This window comes from Actinomadura spongiicola (assembly GCF_003432485.1).
Classification (GTDB): Bacteria; Actinomycetota; Actinomycetes; order Streptosporangiales; family Streptosporangiaceae; genus Spirillospora; species Spirillospora spongiicola.
Genome location: NZ_QVNQ01000001.1, coordinates 627,398 through 644,009 on the forward strand (window position 1 = coordinate 627,398; position 16,612 = coordinate 644,009).

The window sequence follows — 16,612 nt, forward strand, 5'->3', positions numbered from 1 at the left end:
TCGGAGGTGTGGGGATGGTGGTTGGGGCTCTGGCGCCGGAGATGCCGGCGTTGGTTCTGGGGGCTACGGCCCAGGCTGCGGGGATGGCGCGGCGGTATCTCGCTGAAAGGTTCCGGGAGATCGGGTTCGCCGATGACTATGTCGGGCGGCTCGTGGTTACGGAGCTGGTTACAAATTCGCACAAGCACGTCGGATTCGGGCACATCGTTGTTCGGGTTTTTCTGGACGAGCGTGACGATCTGGCCGTTATCGAGGTCTGGGACGAGGGCGCCGCCCTGCCCGTCGTCCGGGAGGAGGATCACGGCGCCGTCAGTGGGCGGGGGCTGCTGCTGGTGGTGCAGCTCGTCCATGACTGGGGCGTCCGGCCGCTCAACGAGGAGGGGAAGGTCGTGTGGGCACGGTGCGCCCGATGAACCGCCGGGTGGAGCGGTTCGTGCTGGGGTGGCGTACCCGGGTGGGGCGGGCCACGGCGATCCGGTACCTCGACGTGTTGGCCTCGGCCGTCACGTCCAAGGGGTACCGGTGCTTGAAGCTGTACCAGGCCGACGAGCTTCCGTCGTATCCGCCGATGTTGTGGGTCTTCGCGTGTGGCCCGGACGACCTCGTCAAGGTCGCGGTGAACGTTCGGGCCACGTCCGGCGGCACCTGGGGATACTACGAGGCCGGGCGGGGCCGGTGCGGCTACCTCTCGCTCTGCGGCGACACCAGGCACGCCACCGAACAGGTGGACGCGCTCCTCAAGCACCGCATGTTTCCGGCGACCTGGTGAACCGCCATGCATGTGGACGTCGACATCGACCGGGCGCTTGAGGAGTTGCGCTGTTCCTTTCCAGGGCTCTGCATCTGGTTCGGGGAGTTCAGCGGTTCGCTGTGGGCGCTGTTGCCGAACCGGCTGGTCGAGGCCAGGACCGCCGCTGACCTCGCGGGGCAGCTCCAGGACGCGATCGGACTCCCGTACGTTGTGCGGCGTCCCTGTCCCTGTGGTCGCCGGGCGGACGGGAGTTGGGCGCTTCCGGAGAGGGCCCGCGAGACGTGCGGGCGCAGTGTTCGGCGGGGGCTGCGGCGGCTTGTTGGGGGGAGGGGTTAGGAATGCCAGGGGGTGCCGGTTAGGCGTTCGTAGACGTCTATGTAGCGGGCGCGGGTGGCGTCCACCACCTCCTGAGGGATGGCGGGGCCAGGTGGGGTGCGGTCCCAGTCGAGGGTGCTGCTCCAGTCGCGGACGTACTGCTTGTCGAGCGAGTGCTGGGGGCCGCCCGGGCGCCACTGGTCGGCGGGCCAGAAGCGGGACGAGTCGGACGTCAGCACCTCGTCGCCCAAGGTCAGGGTGCCGTCGGCGGCGCGGCCGAACTCCAGTTTCGTGTCGGCGATGATGATGCCCCGTTCGGCCGCCAGGGACGCGCCGCGCTTGTAGACCTCCAGGGTGACGTGCTTCAGGTGGGCGGCGGTGTCCTCGCCGATCTCCTGGACGACGTCGTCATACGTGATGAACTCGTCGTGGCCTTCGGTGGCCTTGGTGGTGGGGGTGAAGATCGGCTCGGGGAGGCGGGAGCCTTCGACCAGGCCGTCCGGCAGCGGGACGCCGGAGACGGTGCCGCCCTTCTCGTACTCCTTGAGGCCCAGCCCGGCCAGGTAGCCGCGGGCGATCCACTCGACGGGAAGCATGGTGAGGCGGCGGCAGCGGACGGCGCGGCCCGCCCACTCGTCCGGGACGTCCGTCGCGGAGATGATGTGGTTCGGAACGATGTCGGCGAGCTGCTCGAACCACCAGAGGGAGAGCTGCGTCAGGATCTTCCCCTTGTCGGGGATCTGCGTCGGCAGGACGACGTCGTACACGCTCACCCGGTCGGACGCGACGAGGATCAGATCGTCCCCGTCCGCGTAGACGTCCCTGACCTTGCCCGAGTGGACCAACTCCATGACGCTCCTCACCTCACCGTCCTGCCGGTAAGGAGTCTGGCACAGGGGTGTCAGTGCTCTACGAAGACCCGGACGGTCTTGAGGGTCGGGTCCGCGGCGTCGGGGACGACCATGCCCGCTTCGACGCCGCTGCGTAGGTAGTCCATGACGGGGGCGGTGATCCGTTCGCCGGGGAGGGCGGTGGGGATGCCGGGCGGGTACGGGGTGAGCATTTCCGCGCTGATCCGCCCGACCGGGTCGGGGGTCTGTTCGGTGGGGCCGAAGAACGCGTCGCGGGGGAGGACGACGAGTTCCAGCCGCAGCTCCTCGGGGGAGGGGACGTTGACCTTGGGGGCGTTCTGGAGGTCGTCGATGTGGTCGCGCAGGTCGCCGAGGGCGGTGAGGAGGGGCGTGATCGTCTCCTTGTCATCGGCGAAGGTGAGTTGGGCGCTGAGTCGGCGGTGGTCGGCGAGGTGCATGTTGACGTGGTGGTGTTCGCGGAGCCAGTCGGCGGCCCGGTAGCCGGTGGTGCCCAGGTCCGCGATGTCGATGACGATGGGCAGCGGGTCGAGATCGTAGGCGCGGCCGGGGCCGGTGAACTCGGTCCGTTCCTGGACGGTGTAGCCCAGGGCGGAGATCTCCGCGCGGACGTCGGCCGCGAGGTCGAGGGCGTCCTGGAGCAGTTCGTGGCCGTGTTCGACCATTTGGCGGCGCCAGCCGTCGAGGCCCGCGTAGATCAGGACGGACGGGCTGGTGGTGCCGAGGAGGTCTTCGCGCGCCTTCAGGACGGACGGGTCCACCAGGTCTCCCTGCTGGTGGAAGACGGAGCCCTGTTCCAGTCCGGCGCCCATCTTGTGGACGCTGGTCACGCATACGTCGGCACCGGAGTCCATCGCCCACGTGGGGAGGTCCGGATGGAAGGGCAGGTGCGCGCCCCAGGCCTCGTCCACGATCAACGGTTTGCCGCGTTCGTGGCAGACCGCCGCGATCGCCGAGAGGTGGGCGCATGTCCCGTACGGGGTCGGGCTGGTGACCAGGGCGCCGCGGGCGTCGGGGTGTTCGTCCAGGCGGGCGGCGAACGCTTCCGGGGACGGCGGGTGGGCCAGATGGCGGTGTCCGTCCCATTGTGGCTCCACCCAGATTGGACGGACACCAGAGAGGATCAGGCCCGACACCACGGACTTGTGCGCGTCCCGGCCCACCACGAGCTTCTCGCCGGGTCCGGCGACCGACAGCATCGCGCTCTTGACCGACAGCGAACTGCCGCATGTGGAGAAGAACGTCTGTTCCGCGTGAACGGCGTCGGCCATCAGCTCTTGGGCGCGTTCGAGGACGCCTTGCCGGGACATGCGGTCGTCCAGGCCGGAAATCGCAAGGACGTCCGAGTGGAACACCGCGTCGCCCAGGACCTCCCGGACGCGCGGGTCTGCCCCACGGCCCTGCTTGTGGCCGGGCGGGGTGAACGGGACTTGGCCTTCGCGATGGTAGGCGGCGAGGGCGTCGAGAACGGGGGCCTGCGCGTGGTCCATGCCCCGTCGCCTTCCCGGACTGCCGTTGATGTAACGAATGGGGCGGATAGTCCCGGGTAGGGCGGGCCTGAAAGGGCGACAGGGAGTGATCCATGAAAGATCGAATACCGGCCGACGCGGACCTGGCCTGGGAGGACTTCCACCGGGTCGTCAACATGACCTCCGATGAGCTGCGGACGTGGCTGCTCACGGACGCCTCCGGCGAGGAGGCGTTCCCGGAGCCCGGATCGGGGCCCGGGGTATCGGAGTTGGGCGCCCGGGTCGTGGACGTCCTGCGTAAGCGGAAGGTGGACCTCACCGACCGTGACGCGGAAGTGATGCGCCAGGTCGTCGACTACGTGGAGGACCGGCTGGAGAACCGCCCGCCGAACGCGGAACGGGACGACGAGTGGCGCCACGCCCTCATGACGGTGGGGCATGACCCGTTGCGTCCCGAACCGTCCAGCGCATAGGAGCGTGAACATGCCGAACCCGCAGCAGCCCGAGATCCGGAGATCTGAGCGGACCTCGGTGACGGACGAGCCCGTGCCCGAGGCGACCGACCCGAAGCGGACGAAGGCGAAGGGCCACGCGCACGGCACCGACAAGGGGGACAGGGGAGGCGGCGAAGGCGGCGGAACCCCGCCCGACCAGCAACCGCCACACCCCGACTAGGAGCAGACACGCCGAGGCCGCCCCAGGCAGTGGGGCGGCCTCGGCGTGTGGTCAGGGCACTTCGGTTTGGGGGGTGTAGCCCTCGTCTTCGCCGCCGGGGGTCTCGCCCTCGGCGATCGGTGGGTCCGTGGGGCCGGGGGTGTGTTCGTCGGCGAAGTCCGGCTCGTCGTCGTGGGGCGTGTCGCGGCGGTCGGCGAGTGGCTTGTCCTGGTCGTTCTTGCGTTCACTCATCGGCGGGCCCTTTCGATGGCGTCGCGGACACGGTCGGCGACGGCCGCCATCGGGCCGAGCGCGTAGTTCTTGGCGGTCGAGTCGGCGCTCGGGTGAGGGTGCGTCGGGGCGACGGCCTCGGCGGCGCGGACGGCCTTCGCCATGCCGTTCAGCTGATCGGACGTGGCCTCCCGGCGCAGGCGAGGGAACTCCTCCCGCTCCTCGCGTGAGGCGTGCGCCTCCAGGTCCTTGTGGAAGTCGGAGAACAACTCGTCGAAGTCGGCCGAGTCGGGGTCGAGCTTCTCCAGTTCTGACAGGACGCTCTTGGCCTCGTTCTCCTCCTCCATCCGCGCGTCCACGATGTCGGCGCCGTGGTCGATGTTGCGGCGGGCGAACGGGTGGACGACCTCTTCCTCGGCGGTCTCGTGCACGGCGAGTAGTTCACGCAGTCGATCGAAGGCGTCCTTGCGGGTCTGCCCGTTGCTCTTCTCGACGGTCGACGCCAGGCGCCGGATCTCCTCGTGTTGGGAGAGCAGCAGGTCGACGGCGTTCTCCTTCTGGTCGGCCACGGTCATCCCCTCCTTGATGTCGCGTGCGGCTCCTCTCGCTGGCCGGTACCCGAAGGGTGGGCTTCAACCCTTCGAAACGCTCGACTGGTCTAGCGTTTCGGGTTGGCGCGCACGAAATCGACGAGGCGGGGTGCGTCGTCGTTGTCCAGGACGATGCCGAAGCTCTCCGCCAGTGTTTCGGGCAGTTGCTCGGGCGTGAGGGTGCTGGTCGACGCGGTGGACCCGTCGGGGCGCCTGACGGTCAGGTTCGTTCCGTCCAGGACGTGGAGGGAGTCGACCCTGAACTTCTGCGCGAACGGACGAGTAGCGAACGGCGAATGAGAGTTCGTCGACACGAAGTGGTTGCCCACCTCGAAATCGACCCGGAACTGCTCGTTCATGGTGAACGTGTGGCGCTGCACCCAACCGTCCGGGCCGCGCTGGTGCAGTTCCCAACCGACCGTGTTGGGGGACCAGGTAGTGACGGTTCGGCCCTGCTGGAGCCGGAAGACCCAACCGTCCTGGTCGACCTCCTCGCCGTCGCGGAACCGCAGCGGTTCCAGCGGTCCGGCGCCGAAACCGACGTCGCACAGCCACGCGGCCTCGTCCTTCCGCTGCCCCGGCGGACGGACGTGCAGCAGCGCATGAGTCGACGGCAGCAGCTTCCGGGCACCCACCGTCACCCGACCGGACAGCGCGGTCACCTCGTAGCCGAGCCGTTCCAGCACCGCCGCGAACAGCCGGTTGTGCTCGTAGCAGTAACCGCCGCGTGATTGTTCGACCAGTTTCGCCTGGACGGCGTCCAACGACAGGTCGATCGGTCGGCCGAGCATGATTTCGAGGTTCTCGAACGGGATCGACGTGGTGTGCGCGCGGTGCAGGGCCCGCAACGTCTCCTCGTTCGGGGCGACATCGCCGTCGTGTCCGACCCGCTTCAGGTAGGCGGGTAGATCGATCAGGTCGCCCTGCCACCCGTATCCGAGGTCGTCGCTCATTGTTTCCTCCCGCCGTCGACCGCGCTTTCGACGGTGGTAACACCGGAGGCCTCCCGAATCCTTCCGGTGATTCGGTCCACATCGCGGCGTTCGGCGGCAGGCAGCGGCGCGCCCGTGGCCTCGCGGAGCGCGGCGGCCTCGGCGAGCAGCCCGGCGGCGGCCGGATGGTCCCCGGCGAGGGACCGGGCCCCGGCGAGCCCTTCGAGGGCGAGGGCGACGGCGCGCGGGTCGTCGATCTCCCGTGCCGCGTCCAGGCCCTCGGTGTGCAGGGCCAGGGCGGTCTCGGCGTCGCCGCGTTCCTCGGCGATGAACCCGAGTTGGGCCAGCGCGAAAGCGATCCCGGCCGTTCCGCCGATGCCGCGCAGCCAGCCGAGCCAGGCGCGCAGGTGCTTCTCGGCGGTGTCGAGGTCGCCGCGTGCGCGGGCGACGATCCCGAGGCCGATCTCGGCGAACTCCTGCGCGGCGCTCACGGCGTGCCGTCCGGCCAGGTCGAACGCCCGTTCGTGCAGGTCCCACGCCCGGTCGGGGTCGCCGGTGAGGAGCGCGAGGCGGCCGAGCGCCGACAGCCGGTACGACACCTCGGGCCACAGGCGCAGGGCCTCGGCGGCGCGCAGGTCCGCGTCGAGCAGCCGCACGGCCCGGTCGTGCTCGCCGATGATCTCGGCGTGGCGGACGAGGGCGTCGGACGCCTCCAGCCGTCCCCACGGATCGCCGATCTCGTCGAAGATCGTCAGGCTGGTGCGGGCGTCGGATTCGGCCGCGGCGAGGTCACCGCGGCCGAGGAGGAACTTGGCGCGGGTGGCGAGCGCGGCGGCCGTGAACCACCGGTCACCGGCGGCGCGGAACACGGTCAGCGCGCGGTTGACGCGTTCTTCGCTCGCGGCCAGGTCCCCGTAGGCCCAGTGGGCGTGGCTCAGGAACCATTCCGCTTTGGCTCGGGCCAGCGAGTCGTCCTCGTGCTGGTCGAGCGCGGCTCGGCGTAGTGGTTCGGAGTCGACTTTCTCGCCCGACAGCAAGGTGAATCCGGCCAGCCAGGTGGACGCCTCGACGCGGGCGGGTGACGGTGCGCCGACCTGGTCCAACGCCCGGCGCAGGGCGGTGCGGGCCTCGCCGAACCGGCCGCGCAGGAACCGGTACCAGGCCAGGGCGTTTCCCAGCCGGACGGCGTCGCCATGGGCGGTCGCCGTTGCCAGGTTTCCGGACTCCCGGTCGAGACGGTCGAGCCACGCGGCCTGCTCCGGGCCGCGCAGGCCCGTCACCGAACGCTCGGCCAGGTCAAGGTAGTAGCGGGCGTGGCGGCGGCGGAATTCGTCTTCTTCGCCCGCGTCGCGGAGGCGTTCCAGGCCGTACGCGGCGACGGACTCCAGCAGCCGGTAACGGCCGTCCCCGTCCCGGACGACCAGCGAACGGTCGACGAGTCTCGCCAGCACGGCGGCGTCGGCGTCGCAGACGGTCTCGGCGGCGTCGAGGGTGCAGCCGCCCGCGTGGACGACGAGCCGCCGCAACGCGACCCGCTCCTGCATGGTCAGCAGACCCCAACTCCAGTCGATCATCGCGCGGAGGGTCCGTTGCCGGGCCGGGCCGCCGTGGCGACCGTCCGCGAGGATGCGGAACCGGTCGTCCAGCCGGGCGGCGAGTTCCCGCACCCCGAGCGCGCGGACCCGGGTCGCCGCCAGCTCCAGTGCCAGCGGCAGCCCGTCCAACCGTCGGCAGATCGACGCGACCCACGGCGCGGACTCCTCGTCGAACGCGAACCCGGGCGCCGCCTCCGCGGCCCGCGTGACGAACAGCCGCACCGCGCCCGATTCCAGCAGCGCCTCGGGTGTCGACGCGCGCCCCGGCAGGTCCAGCGGCGGGACGATCTGCAACCGTTCCCCGGGGACACCGAGCGGTTCGCGGGACGTGGCGAGGATACGCAGGCCCGGCGCGTCGGCCAGCAACCGTCCGGCGAGTTCGGCGGCGGGTCCGATGACGTGCTCGCAGTTGTCCAGAACGAGCAGAGATCGGCGGGCGCGCAGGGCCCGGACGAGCCGCTCGACCGGGCCGCTCCCGCCCTCTTCCCACAGATCGAGGGCACGCGCCACCGGTTCCGCCACGGCCTCGGCCGTCCCGCCCCGCACGGCGGCCAGCTCGACCATCCACACGCCGTCCGGATGGTCGCCGGTCGATCGGGTCGCCGTCTCCAGGGCGAGTCGCGTCTTGCCGACGCCGCCGGGGCCGGTCAAGGTCACCAGACGGTCGGACGCGAGGTGCGCGCGGGCGCGTTCGACCGCGCCGGAACGCCCGATCAGCTCACCGAGGACGGTCGGCAGCCGCGACGGGACGCGGCGCCGCCCCGACTCGGCCGGGTCCTGTTCCAGCATCGACTGGTACAGGGCCGCCAGTTCGGGGCTCGGGTCGACGCCCAGTTCCTCGGCCAGCCGTTCCCGCAGGTCGTGGTATCCGGCGAGGGCCTCGCCCTGGCGTCCGGCGCGGTAGAGGGCACGCAGGTGGACGGCCCGGAGCCGTTCCCGCAGCGGATGCCGGGCGACCGCGGCGGCCAGTTCCGCGCCGAGCGCGGCGTGCTCGCCCAGGTCGAGGCGGGTTTCGGCGTGCTCCTCCAGCGCGGTCAGGCGCCGCTCCGCAAGGGCCGCGACCTGCGCGTGGAGGCGCGGCAGGTCGACGTCGTCGAACGCGGGGCCACGCCACAGCCGCAGCGCGTCGTCGAGCAGCCGCGCCTTCGTCAGCGGGTCGCTCACCTCGCGTGCCTGGGCGACGAGCGTGGCGAACCGGTGAGAGTCCACTGCCTCGGGGGCCACGTCGATCAGGTAGCCGGGTGGACGTGCCACGAGGAGCGCCCGAGCGCCCGGTTCCGCGTCGTCCAGGACCTTGCGCAGTTGCGAGACACGGGCCTGGAGTGTGCCGGACGGGTTCCGGGGCGGGCGGTCGCCCCACAGTGCGTCCACCAGGCGGTCGGTCGACACGGGACGTCCCGGATCGGTGAGCAGCATCGCCAGCAGAGTGCGGACCTTCCGCTCCGGGACGTGCACGGGCGTCCCGTCGTCCGTCCACACCGCGAGCGGCCCCAACACCCCGAAACGCACGTCCCCAGCGTACGCATCCGCCACGGAACGACCCGAAGCGTTTCTGTAGCGGCGTTGACCAGGCTGCACCCGTCACACCCGGAACACGTGAGCACAGGAGTATTTCGATGACGAAGGCACCGGTGACGGTCGTCGGTCTGGGCGCCATGGGCGCGGCGATGGCCGCCACCTTCCTGGAGAACGGGCACCCTACGACGCTGTGGAACAGGACGGCGAGCCGGGCGGAACCGCTCGTCGCGAAGGGCGCCACCCTGGCCGCGACCCCTGCCGCCGCGCTCGCCGCGTCCGAACTGGTCATCCTCAGCCAGACCGACTACCAGGCGATGTACGACTCCCTCGACCAGGCCGCCGACGCGCTCAAGGGCCGAGTCGTGGTCAACCTCAGCTCCGGCAGCCCGGACGAACTGCGCCGCGCCGACGAGTGGGCGTCCCGGCACGGCGCGGAACTGCTGACCGGCGGAGTCATGGTGCCACCGGCCGGCATCGGCAAGCCGGGCTCCTACGTCTTCTACAGCGGTCGTGAGGAGACCCTGCACCGGCACCGCGAAACGCTCGGCGAACTTGGCGAGACCACGTTCGTCGGCTCCGACCCGGGTCTGTCGATGCTCTACTACCAGGCGCAGCTCTACCTGTTCTGGTCAACGCTCATCGCCTACATGCACGGGGTGGCGCTTGTCGGCACGGCGGGGGTGTCCGCCGAACGGCTCCGCCCGTTCGCGGCCACGATGCTGGCGGACCTCGCCGCGGACGGCACCATGGGCTTCCTCAAGGTCATGACGGAGATGATCGACGCCGGGGTCGTCCGGGGCGCGGACCACAACCTCCGGATGCAGGCCGTCGGCGCCGACCACATCGTGGAGGCCGCCCAGGAGGCCGGAATCGACGCGGCCGGACCCCGCGCGCTCCGCGACCTGATGTGGCGCGCCGTGGACGCCGGGCACGGCGCGGACGGCCTGGCCAGCGTCATCGAGGTCATTCGCCGTTCCTGACGGACGCCCCGGGCTGGCCGGCGATCGGGAGCCGCAGGACGAACCGGGCGCCGCTCGGGCCGTCGGCGAGGCGCAGCGAGCCGCCGTAGATCTCGGCGATCTCGCGGGCGATGGGCAGGCCGAGCCCGGTGCCCTGCGGGTCCCGGTCCCGCGACTCGGGCAGCCGCGCGAAACGCTCGAAGACCCGCTCCCGCGCCTCCTCGGGGACGCCCGCGCCGTCGTCCAGCACCTCCAGGACCGCGTCGTCGCCTTCCCGCGCCACCGTGACCTCGATGTGCCCCTCGGCGTGCCGTTCGGCGTTGCTCAGCAGGTTGCCGAGCACCCGGATCAACCGCCCCGGGGTCGCCCGGACGAACACGCCGCCCTCCAGGTGCGTCGAGATCGGAACGCGGGTCGGGCGGCGCGCCACCTCCCGGCGGACGAGTTCCCCCAGGTCGGAACGTTCCACCGGGACCGGGGCGCGGGCGTCGAGCCGGGACAGCTCCAGCAGGTCGACGATGATCTCGTTCAGGCGCCGCGTGTCGCGCAGTGCCGACTCGACGGTCGGGCGCCACTCGTGGTCGTCCGGCTCGTCCAGCGCGACCTCGAGCCGCGTCTGGAGGCCCGTGAGCGGGTTCCGCAGGTCGTGCGACGCGTCCGAGACGAACCGGCGTTCCCGGTCCGTCGCCTCCTCCAGCCGTTCGAGGGTGGCGTTGACGGTCTCGGCGAGCGCCTGGAGTTCGCCGCCGGTCTGCGGGACGGGCACCCGGTGGCCGAGGCCCCGGGCACCGAAGTCCGCCATCTCCGCACGGATCTCGTCGATCGGCACGAAAGCCCGTCCGATCGTGTGCCACGTCCACCACGCGATCAGGACGAGCAGCCCCGCCATGACCAGCAGCAGCCCCAGCGGCAGCAGCCATACGTTGACCAGCGTGGGCAGCGGCGACGCCGCGACGACCATCACGTTCGCGCCCCACGGCGACCACCCCAGCCGCGTGCCGAAGAGCCGTACGCAGCCGTTCAGGAAGTCGGGGCAGTCCGTCTCGTCGAGCAGCACCTTGCCCTCGGTCACCTCGTCGGCGGCCAGGGCCGGGCGTCCCCGCATCGCCTCGCTGGCCGCCACGACGCGTCCGTCGGAGCCGACGACCTGGACCAGATCCGTCTCGCCCGGCCCGGTGTCGAGCGACTCGACGCCCCTTCCGCGGGTGATGTCGGACACGACCCGTTCGACGGTCTGCTCGGACTCCTGCCACACGTTGTTCCGCGTCCAGTCCCGCGCCAGCAGCATCAGCAGGACGAACACCAGCGCCAGGACCAGGGCCGCCACCGCCACGGTGATGACCGTCGCGCGCCCCCGCACCGAGAAGAACAGGCGCCTGCGCAACCGGCGGACCGGCTCCCGCCTCACCGTCGCCACACCCGCCCCCAGCTACTCGGCGTGATACTTCATAGCTCAGCGTAGGCGATCGGTGATCTCGGGGGCGTCCGACGCCCGGCCCGGGCGCCGCTTCCCGGTCGCGCCGACGATGCCGAGGAACACCGGGCTCGGCCGGACGGCCGAGCCACCGCGTCTGCCGTATGCGGTTCCCGTCATCCCCAACCCCTCTCGCCACGCGGTTCCCCGGATGAACCGTTCAGCCTGGGCGGCGTCGAGTCGGCGGTGACCGGGGGCATCCCTGAACGTTGCCGGCACCCCGATCGCCCCCGTCCTACCCGAGCGCTGGCCTTCCCCGAGCCCGTCCCGGCCGGTCCTACGAGGCCCCTTCGACCAAGGGCGCGAGCGGGGGTCTGGTGGTCCGGTGGACCGCGAATCCCACGACCAGCAGCGCCGCCGGGAACAGCAGGATCCAGCCGAATCCGGTCAGCATCCACACGGTGGGCGCGGCGGCCAGGACGGCCAGGAGCAGCGACCGCCAGTGGCGGAAGAGCCTGCCGTACGCCAGCGTCGACATGACGTATCCGATGATGAAGTTCACCGCCGACAGTTGGAAGACCTCGTCGAGGCTGAACAGATCGGTGGCACGTCCGGCGACCACGGACCCGAACATGAGCACCGAGACGACGATCGCGCCGGTCGGTGCCCCGTTCTTCGCGTTGAGCCGGGTCAACCGGGCGGGCAGCAGGCCCTCCCGAGCCGTGGCGAACACGATCCGGGAGGTCGCCCAGGTGCCGCCCATCAGGGTGGCGAAGACGATGAGCGTCCCGAGCGCCGCCGCGGCGCTCCCCGCCGCGCTCCCGAGCGCGTTCTCCAGGACGGCGGCGACCGGCGCCCGTTTCACCATGGGATCCGACCGGTCGAGCGACATCTGGACCGCGGTGGCGATGCCGAGGTACAGGACGACGATCACGACGAACGCGGTGCCCACCACGATGGGCAGATCCCGCTTGGGCCGGTGGTACTCCTCGGTCGTCGAGGCGACCAGTTCCCAGCCGGTGAACGCGAAGAACACCAGGCCGACGACGGGTACCAGGTCGAGCCAGCTCGGCGGCGCGGCCACCGTTCCCGGCGGCTCGAAGCCGGGCGTCAGGAACGGTACGGACGCGACGACCGCGATGAGCAGGACCAGCAGCGCGGTGACGGCCGTCTGGAGTCCGCCCGCCAGATGGGACCCCATCGCGTTGAGCACGGCCACCACCACCAGGAAGCCGAACGCGGCCGGGATGGAGGCGTCCGGGACGCCGATGAGCACGGCCACGTAGTTGCCGCCGGTGATGGCCATGGCCGCGCCGCCGAACGCGGTGGCGCCGAGGAGCAGATAGGCGGTGGCCGCCGCGCCCGTCCGGCCGAACGCGGCGCGCGCGAACCCGATCACCCCTCCGGCGTTCGGGAAGCGCGCGCCGAGCCTGGCGAACACCAGCAGCAAGGGAAGCACCACCAACGCCGCGGCTCCCCAGGCGAACACCGCCGAGGGCCCCACCGACGCGTACGCGAGCCCCGGCAGGACCAGCAGACCACTGCCCACGATCATGCTGATCGACACCGCGATGCCCCGGGTGATGGTCAGCGTCTTGCGCAGTTCCACCGGGGCGTCCCCGGTCTCCCGCTCACCGGGGGTGGGCTCGATAGTCGTCTTATCCACGGCCGGGCCGTTCTCCTGCGTGTTGACCGTCACGGGGACGCCCGTCCTCGACGCCGCGAACCAGCACGCGCTCCTCGTCGTGCGCCACCAGCAGGTCGACTGAACCGGAGGCCTGGCACGTCACGGGTCGTTCGAGTGTTTGCACAGCCTGTCGCCAGTGCGTTCCGACCTGATCGGGACTGTTCGAGAGCGTGACGCCGGATGCCAGGTCCAGGTCGAACCACATCGCGACCGCGTGGCAGTCGCCCGTAGCCGTCACGGGCACGGAGACGCGTCGTTCCCGTGCCAACTCCCCGGTGCGGAAGTCGACGTCGAACATGACGAACGGGTCGCTCAGCGGCCGGTGCCGGTACCGCGACAGATAGGTCGAGAAATACTCGATCGACCGGAACCGCTGAAAGGGGCTCAGGTCGAAGCCCAGAACCTCTGACACGCTGTTGTGCGCCAGCAGTTCCTCGCTCTCGATTAGCTGTCCTAAGACACGGGCACGGCCCGGGATGATCCGGGCGTCCGGTCGCAGCAGGTCCCGGCGGGCGTGCCGAATGGCTGGAACGGCTCCCTCGCCGAACAACGCACAGTCGAAGATCTCGGTGACCAGGACATCGGCCCGACGCGGCAGGTCAACGCCCACCCGCAGATCGGTGGATACCGTCGACACCACCGTGACCTTGGATTGGACCTTGTTATTGATCATTATCTGCCTGGCGACATCGGCGAGGCGCGGCTCCATCTCGCAGGTGACCACCGCCTCGGCGCCGGCCTCGATCGCCAGTAGGGAGAGCAGTCCCGCCCCGGTCCCGATGTCCAGGACCAGGTCCCCGGGCCGGACCATGTGCCTGATGGCATCCCGATAGGCCGCGTTGCGCGCGTCGTCGTTGAGCATCGCGTAATGCCACCGGGGAATGAGGTTTCGGATGGCCCGGTTGTAGAGCACCCGCTGCCGGTCGTACCCGTGGCCGACTGAGCCCCCGGCGATCGCGAACATAGTCGCCGCGGTCGAGTAGTCGCCGCGCCCCATCGCCTCCGTGCCGTGTTCGAGGAGAGATTCGGTCCGGTAGGCCGACATCTCGTCGGCCGTGCCATTGGAAAGCTCCACAGTCGATGTCATAAGATCCTATTTCGCGAGAACGATTCGGTGGGACGGACTTGCGGAGCTTCCGGGTTCGACGGACGGATAGGCGATGATCTGGTCGCCGCGCTGTATGGACGGAACGGAGCGGGCGCACAGCCGATCGACGCGGAAGGTGTTGCCGTGCCATGGGCATCGCAACCGTCCCGATTCCACGGTGCCAAGATGAAGAGGCCCACCCCGATGAGGACAGATGCTGTCAATCAGATGGACCCTTCCCTCTCGTTCCAGACAGAAATATGTCTGGTCACCGATGTGCACCGAGTTGTGTCGGGGCCATTCAAGCTCGACCCGGATACGACCGGTCACTGGACGGTGATGGAAGACGAGTCGCGGGCTCGTAGACCATAGAGACGGCCGCGTGGGATGCGCACCGAATGGTCGGCGCTCAGCGGAAGCGGGTCGCCGGTGGCCGACCAGTGCAGATCGACGTTTCCGCGCCGCACGTGGACCGTGGTGTCCCGGTCGGCCACCACCGTCTCGAAAGGCGTGTGCACTGTCAGCTCCTGTTCCTCGCCCTCGGTGGCGTGGCCGGTGACGGACTCGGGCTGCCAGCGGATCTGTGCCAGCAGCTCCGCGTCGGCCAGTCGACCGAGTAGGCGCACCTCCTCGATTCCCCGGACGAGTTCGCGGACGGCGTGCTCGCCGTGTTTACGGGCGAGCGGAAGGAGCAGGTCGTTGATCGACATCCGGCCGTGGTGCTGGTCGATATGCGCGTGCTCGTCGCAGTACCTGAGATCGGCCTGGTCGCCGTACACCGCGCGGAACGTTTTGGCCATGGCGGTGAACATCGGCGCGAAGGTGGCCTCCAGAAACGCCATTCCGCCGATGTAACGGAAGAACCCCGTGCGGTTCCGGGTCACCTTGTAGAAGTAGTTGTTCCCGGCCATCCAGGTGGGCAGGTAGAAGAACCAGTAGTGGTGTGGTTCGTCGCTCATCCCGATGCTGCGGCACAGTTCGGCGAACAGCGTGCTGTGCTTGGCCGTGAAGACCCCGTAGCCGAACTCGTCCACGAAGATCTTGAAGAGCTCGCTCTGCTCGGGTCCGTAGGCGCCCCCGAGGTTCTGCGACATGGCAGTTGCCTCGGTCAGTCCGTCCAGCGCCATTTGCGCGATCATCATCTCCGCCGCGCGTCGCGGGTCGGAGGCTTCTTCGATGGCGCGCAGCACCGGCCGGTCGCCGCTCACCGCCTCCTCGATCGCCGCGTGCACGTGCGCCTCGAGCGCGTCGCAGTCCCAACGCCCGTTGAGCTTGATCTCGTCGTCCAGCCCCGTGAACACATAGGACTCGACGAGCGGCCGGGCCAGCTCGCAGTTGAGCCTGTCCTGGGAACTGTAGAACGAGGTGAACGCCTTCTCCTGGCCAGCCAGACCGGAGGTGGGCAGGAAGAGGGCGTCACTTTCGTAGATGTTCATGAGGAGCCTGTTGGCGACCAGACTCGAAGCTGAGATGTAGTCACTTTCTGTGAGCGGCCGTTCCCAGGCGACCTGGGAGAGCCGCTCGGCGCTCAGCGGCCGATGATAGGGAGTGTCTGATATGTAGGGAGCGGTGGTAGATCGGTAACTGTGTGCGCGCACCAATCGTTGAACTGCGTCTTCGGGTCGCGTTGATAAGCTTATGACGTCAGTCGTCGGCATTTTACTTCCCCCGTTCGCTGGTAGCGGCAATGAGTTGTGCGTGGAGTACTTTCGAATCAACAGGGACCTTGGCCAGACGAACGATCCGATGTCAAGCGGCTGTCTCTGGACGCGTTGGTGCGATCCAGAATGCCAATACCGCTTTAATCCGTTCGCGCAGACCCTTGATCAGCAGATGTGGATTCGCCACTCGTCGGTCGCTGGATTCATTGAGATCTGGCCGCTTCCGGCCAGGGGTCTGGCTGCAACGCCAGGATGGCGAGGTGATTCGCATCGCGTGGGCGAGGATTCTCCGGTCAGGCTTGGGCGGCCGAGGCGACCCAATGGTTTGTCACCCAAACTCAACCGGGCGCTGGCCAAAGCCCGCGAAGACGGCCTGCTCTACCTGGTTCTGGACGGCACGCTCATCCCGATCGACCGGTTGAAGGCCGACCGGCCCCTCTACTCCGGAAAGCACAAGAAACACGGCATGAACCTGGATCGCCTCACCGGACGGGACCATCGTGTGGGTGTCGGGCCCGCTGCCCGGCTCGGTCCATGACCTGAAGGCCGCCAGGATCTGGGGCCTGGTCCGCGCACCGGCCGCCGCCGGGTTCCTGGTGCTGGCCGACAAGGGATACGTCAGCGCCGACCCGCACGTCAAGACACCCTGCAAGGGCAAGGACAAGCCCGAGCCGCTCAAGGACGCCAACCGCTCCCACGCCAACTCCGCGGACCGGGCGAACGAGCGAACGCGCAGCCGAAGAGCTGGAAGATCCTGACCAAGCTACGTTGCTGCCCGCACCGGGCCGGCCCGCGCGAGGCGGCGGGTGTGAATCTGGCCCATGCGTGCCGGCCTCGCGCAGGGTGAACCGGTCGAAAAAGGATCACGGCTCGCGCGCGC

Annotated in this window: 18 protein-coding genes and 1 pseudogene; 7 read left to right on the forward strand and 12 right to left on the reverse strand. The window is 69.7% G+C overall.

The window, feature by feature from the left end; translation table 11 throughout:
- Positions 1-14: 14 nt before the first annotated feature.
- Genes D0T12_RS02985 through D0T12_RS02995 form a run of 3 tightly spaced genes read left to right on the forward strand, consistent with a single transcriptional unit; the run spans position 15 to position 1,087 of the window.
- On the forward strand, positions 15-413 hold the full coding sequence (locus D0T12_RS02985; protein WP_117397669.1) for an ATP-binding protein: 399 nt from the start codon (positions 15-17) through the stop codon (positions 411-413).
- Positions 410-769, forward strand: a complete 360-nt coding sequence (locus tag D0T12_RS02990) for a hypothetical protein (RefSeq protein ID WP_147339351.1) — start codon at positions 410-412, stop codon at positions 767-769. Before D0T12_RS02985 ends, D0T12_RS02990 begins: the two co-directional genes overlap by 4 nt.
- A gap of 6 nt (positions 770-775) precedes the next feature.
- A complete protein-coding gene (locus D0T12_RS02995) occupies positions 776-1,087 on the forward strand; it encodes a hypothetical protein (protein ID WP_117397671.1) in 312 nt (103 codons plus the stop codon).
- Here the strand turns inward: D0T12_RS02995 and D0T12_RS03000 are convergent.
- Positions 1,084-1,917, reverse strand: coding sequence for a phosphoribosylaminoimidazolesuccinocarboxamide synthase (locus D0T12_RS03000; RefSeq protein WP_117397672.1), 834 nt, complete (start codon positions 1,915-1,917; stop codon positions 1,084-1,086). The genes D0T12_RS02995 and D0T12_RS03000 overlap by 4 nt on opposite strands.
- A 50-nt stretch (positions 1,918-1,967) precedes the next feature.
- The gene (locus D0T12_RS03005) at positions 1,968-3,425 is read right to left on the reverse strand and encodes an aminotransferase class I/II-fold pyridoxal phosphate-dependent enzyme (protein ID WP_117397673.1); all 1,458 of its coding nucleotides are present in this window, start codon (positions 3,423-3,425) and stop codon (positions 1,968-1,970) included.
- A gap of 92 nt (positions 3,426-3,517) precedes the next feature.
- Here D0T12_RS03005 and D0T12_RS03010 point away from each other — a divergent pair, with 92 nt between their 5' ends.
- A complete protein-coding gene (locus D0T12_RS03010) occupies positions 3,518-3,877 on the forward strand; it encodes a DUF3140 domain-containing protein (RefSeq protein WP_117397674.1) in 360 nt (119 codons plus the stop codon).
- Between the two features lie 10 nt (positions 3,878-3,887).
- The gene (locus D0T12_RS03015; protein ID WP_117397675.1) at positions 3,888-4,079 is read left to right on the forward strand and encodes a hypothetical protein; all 192 of its coding nucleotides are present in this window, start codon (positions 3,888-3,890) and stop codon (positions 4,077-4,079) included.
- 51 nt (positions 4,080-4,130) lie between these two features.
- On the opposite strand, the gene D0T12_RS03020 is transcribed toward D0T12_RS03015, so the two are convergent.
- From D0T12_RS03020 to D0T12_RS03035, 4 genes are all read right to left on the reverse strand, one after another.
- A complete protein-coding gene (locus tag D0T12_RS03020; protein WP_117397676.1) occupies positions 4,131-4,310 on the reverse strand; it encodes a hypothetical protein in 180 nt (59 codons plus the stop codon).
- A complete protein-coding gene (locus tag D0T12_RS03025) occupies positions 4,307-4,864 on the reverse strand; it encodes a hemerythrin domain-containing protein (protein WP_199487257.1) in 558 nt (185 codons plus the stop codon). Before D0T12_RS03025 ends, D0T12_RS03020 begins: the two co-directional genes overlap by 4 nt.
- A gap of 83 nt (positions 4,865-4,947) precedes the next feature.
- Positions 4,948-5,832 (reverse strand): arylamine N-acetyltransferase family protein, encoded by an 885-nt coding sequence (locus tag D0T12_RS03030; RefSeq protein ID WP_117397678.1) that lies wholly within the window; start codon positions 5,830-5,832, stop codon positions 4,948-4,950.
- Positions 5,829-8,915: a BTAD domain-containing putative transcriptional regulator gene (locus D0T12_RS03035; protein WP_117397679.1), complete on the reverse strand. Its 3,087-nt coding sequence runs from the start codon at positions 8,913-8,915 to the stop codon at positions 5,829-5,831. Before D0T12_RS03035 ends, D0T12_RS03030 begins: the two co-directional genes overlap by 4 nt.
- 107 nt (positions 8,916-9,022) lie before the next feature.
- On the opposite strand from D0T12_RS03035, the gene D0T12_RS03040 reads away from it, so the two are divergent.
- A complete protein-coding gene (locus D0T12_RS03040) occupies positions 9,023-9,904 on the forward strand; it encodes an NAD(P)-dependent oxidoreductase (RefSeq protein ID WP_117397680.1) in 882 nt (293 codons plus the stop codon).
- Here D0T12_RS03040 and D0T12_RS03045 read toward each other — a convergent pair.
- The 6 genes from D0T12_RS03045 to D0T12_RS03065 form a co-directional block, all read right to left on the reverse strand.
- A complete protein-coding gene (locus D0T12_RS03045; protein ID WP_233525824.1) occupies positions 9,888-11,300 on the reverse strand; it encodes a sensor histidine kinase in 1,413 nt (470 codons plus the stop codon). The genes D0T12_RS03040 and D0T12_RS03045 overlap by 17 nt on opposite strands.
- A 36-nt stretch (positions 11,301-11,336) precedes the next feature.
- Entirely contained in the window at positions 11,337-11,477 is a 141-nt protein-coding gene (locus D0T12_RS35210) for a hypothetical protein (RefSeq protein ID WP_158581378.1), read from the reverse strand.
- Positions 11,478-11,634: 157 nt separating this feature from the next.
- A complete protein-coding gene (locus D0T12_RS03050) occupies positions 11,635-12,963 on the reverse strand; it encodes an APC family permease (RefSeq protein WP_147339352.1) in 1,329 nt (442 codons plus the stop codon).
- The gene (locus D0T12_RS03055; RefSeq protein ID WP_158581379.1) at positions 12,956-14,059 is read right to left on the reverse strand and encodes a 50S ribosomal protein L11 methyltransferase; all 1,104 of its coding nucleotides are present in this window, start codon (positions 14,057-14,059) and stop codon (positions 12,956-12,958) included. Before D0T12_RS03055 ends, D0T12_RS03050 begins: the two co-directional genes overlap by 8 nt.
- Positions 14,060-14,077: 18 nt before the next feature.
- Positions 14,078-14,401 (reverse strand): Rieske 2Fe-2S domain-containing protein, encoded by a 324-nt coding sequence (locus D0T12_RS35215; RefSeq protein WP_158581380.1) that lies wholly within the window; start codon positions 14,399-14,401, stop codon positions 14,078-14,080.
- Positions 14,398-15,507 carry an iron-containing redox enzyme family protein gene (locus D0T12_RS03065; protein WP_158581381.1) on the reverse strand — a complete coding sequence of 370 codons (1,110 nt, stop codon included), beginning with the start codon at positions 15,505-15,507 and terminating at the stop codon, positions 14,398-14,400. The genes D0T12_RS35215 and D0T12_RS03065 overlap by 4 nt, the downstream gene beginning before the upstream one ends.
- 553 nt (positions 15,508-16,060) lie before the next feature.
- On the opposite strand from D0T12_RS03065, the pseudogene D0T12_RS36340 reads away from it, so the two are divergent.
- Positions 16,061-16,579, forward strand: a pseudogene (locus D0T12_RS36340) (transposase family protein); the annotation flags it as partial.
- Positions 16,580-16,612 lie beyond the last annotated feature (33 nt).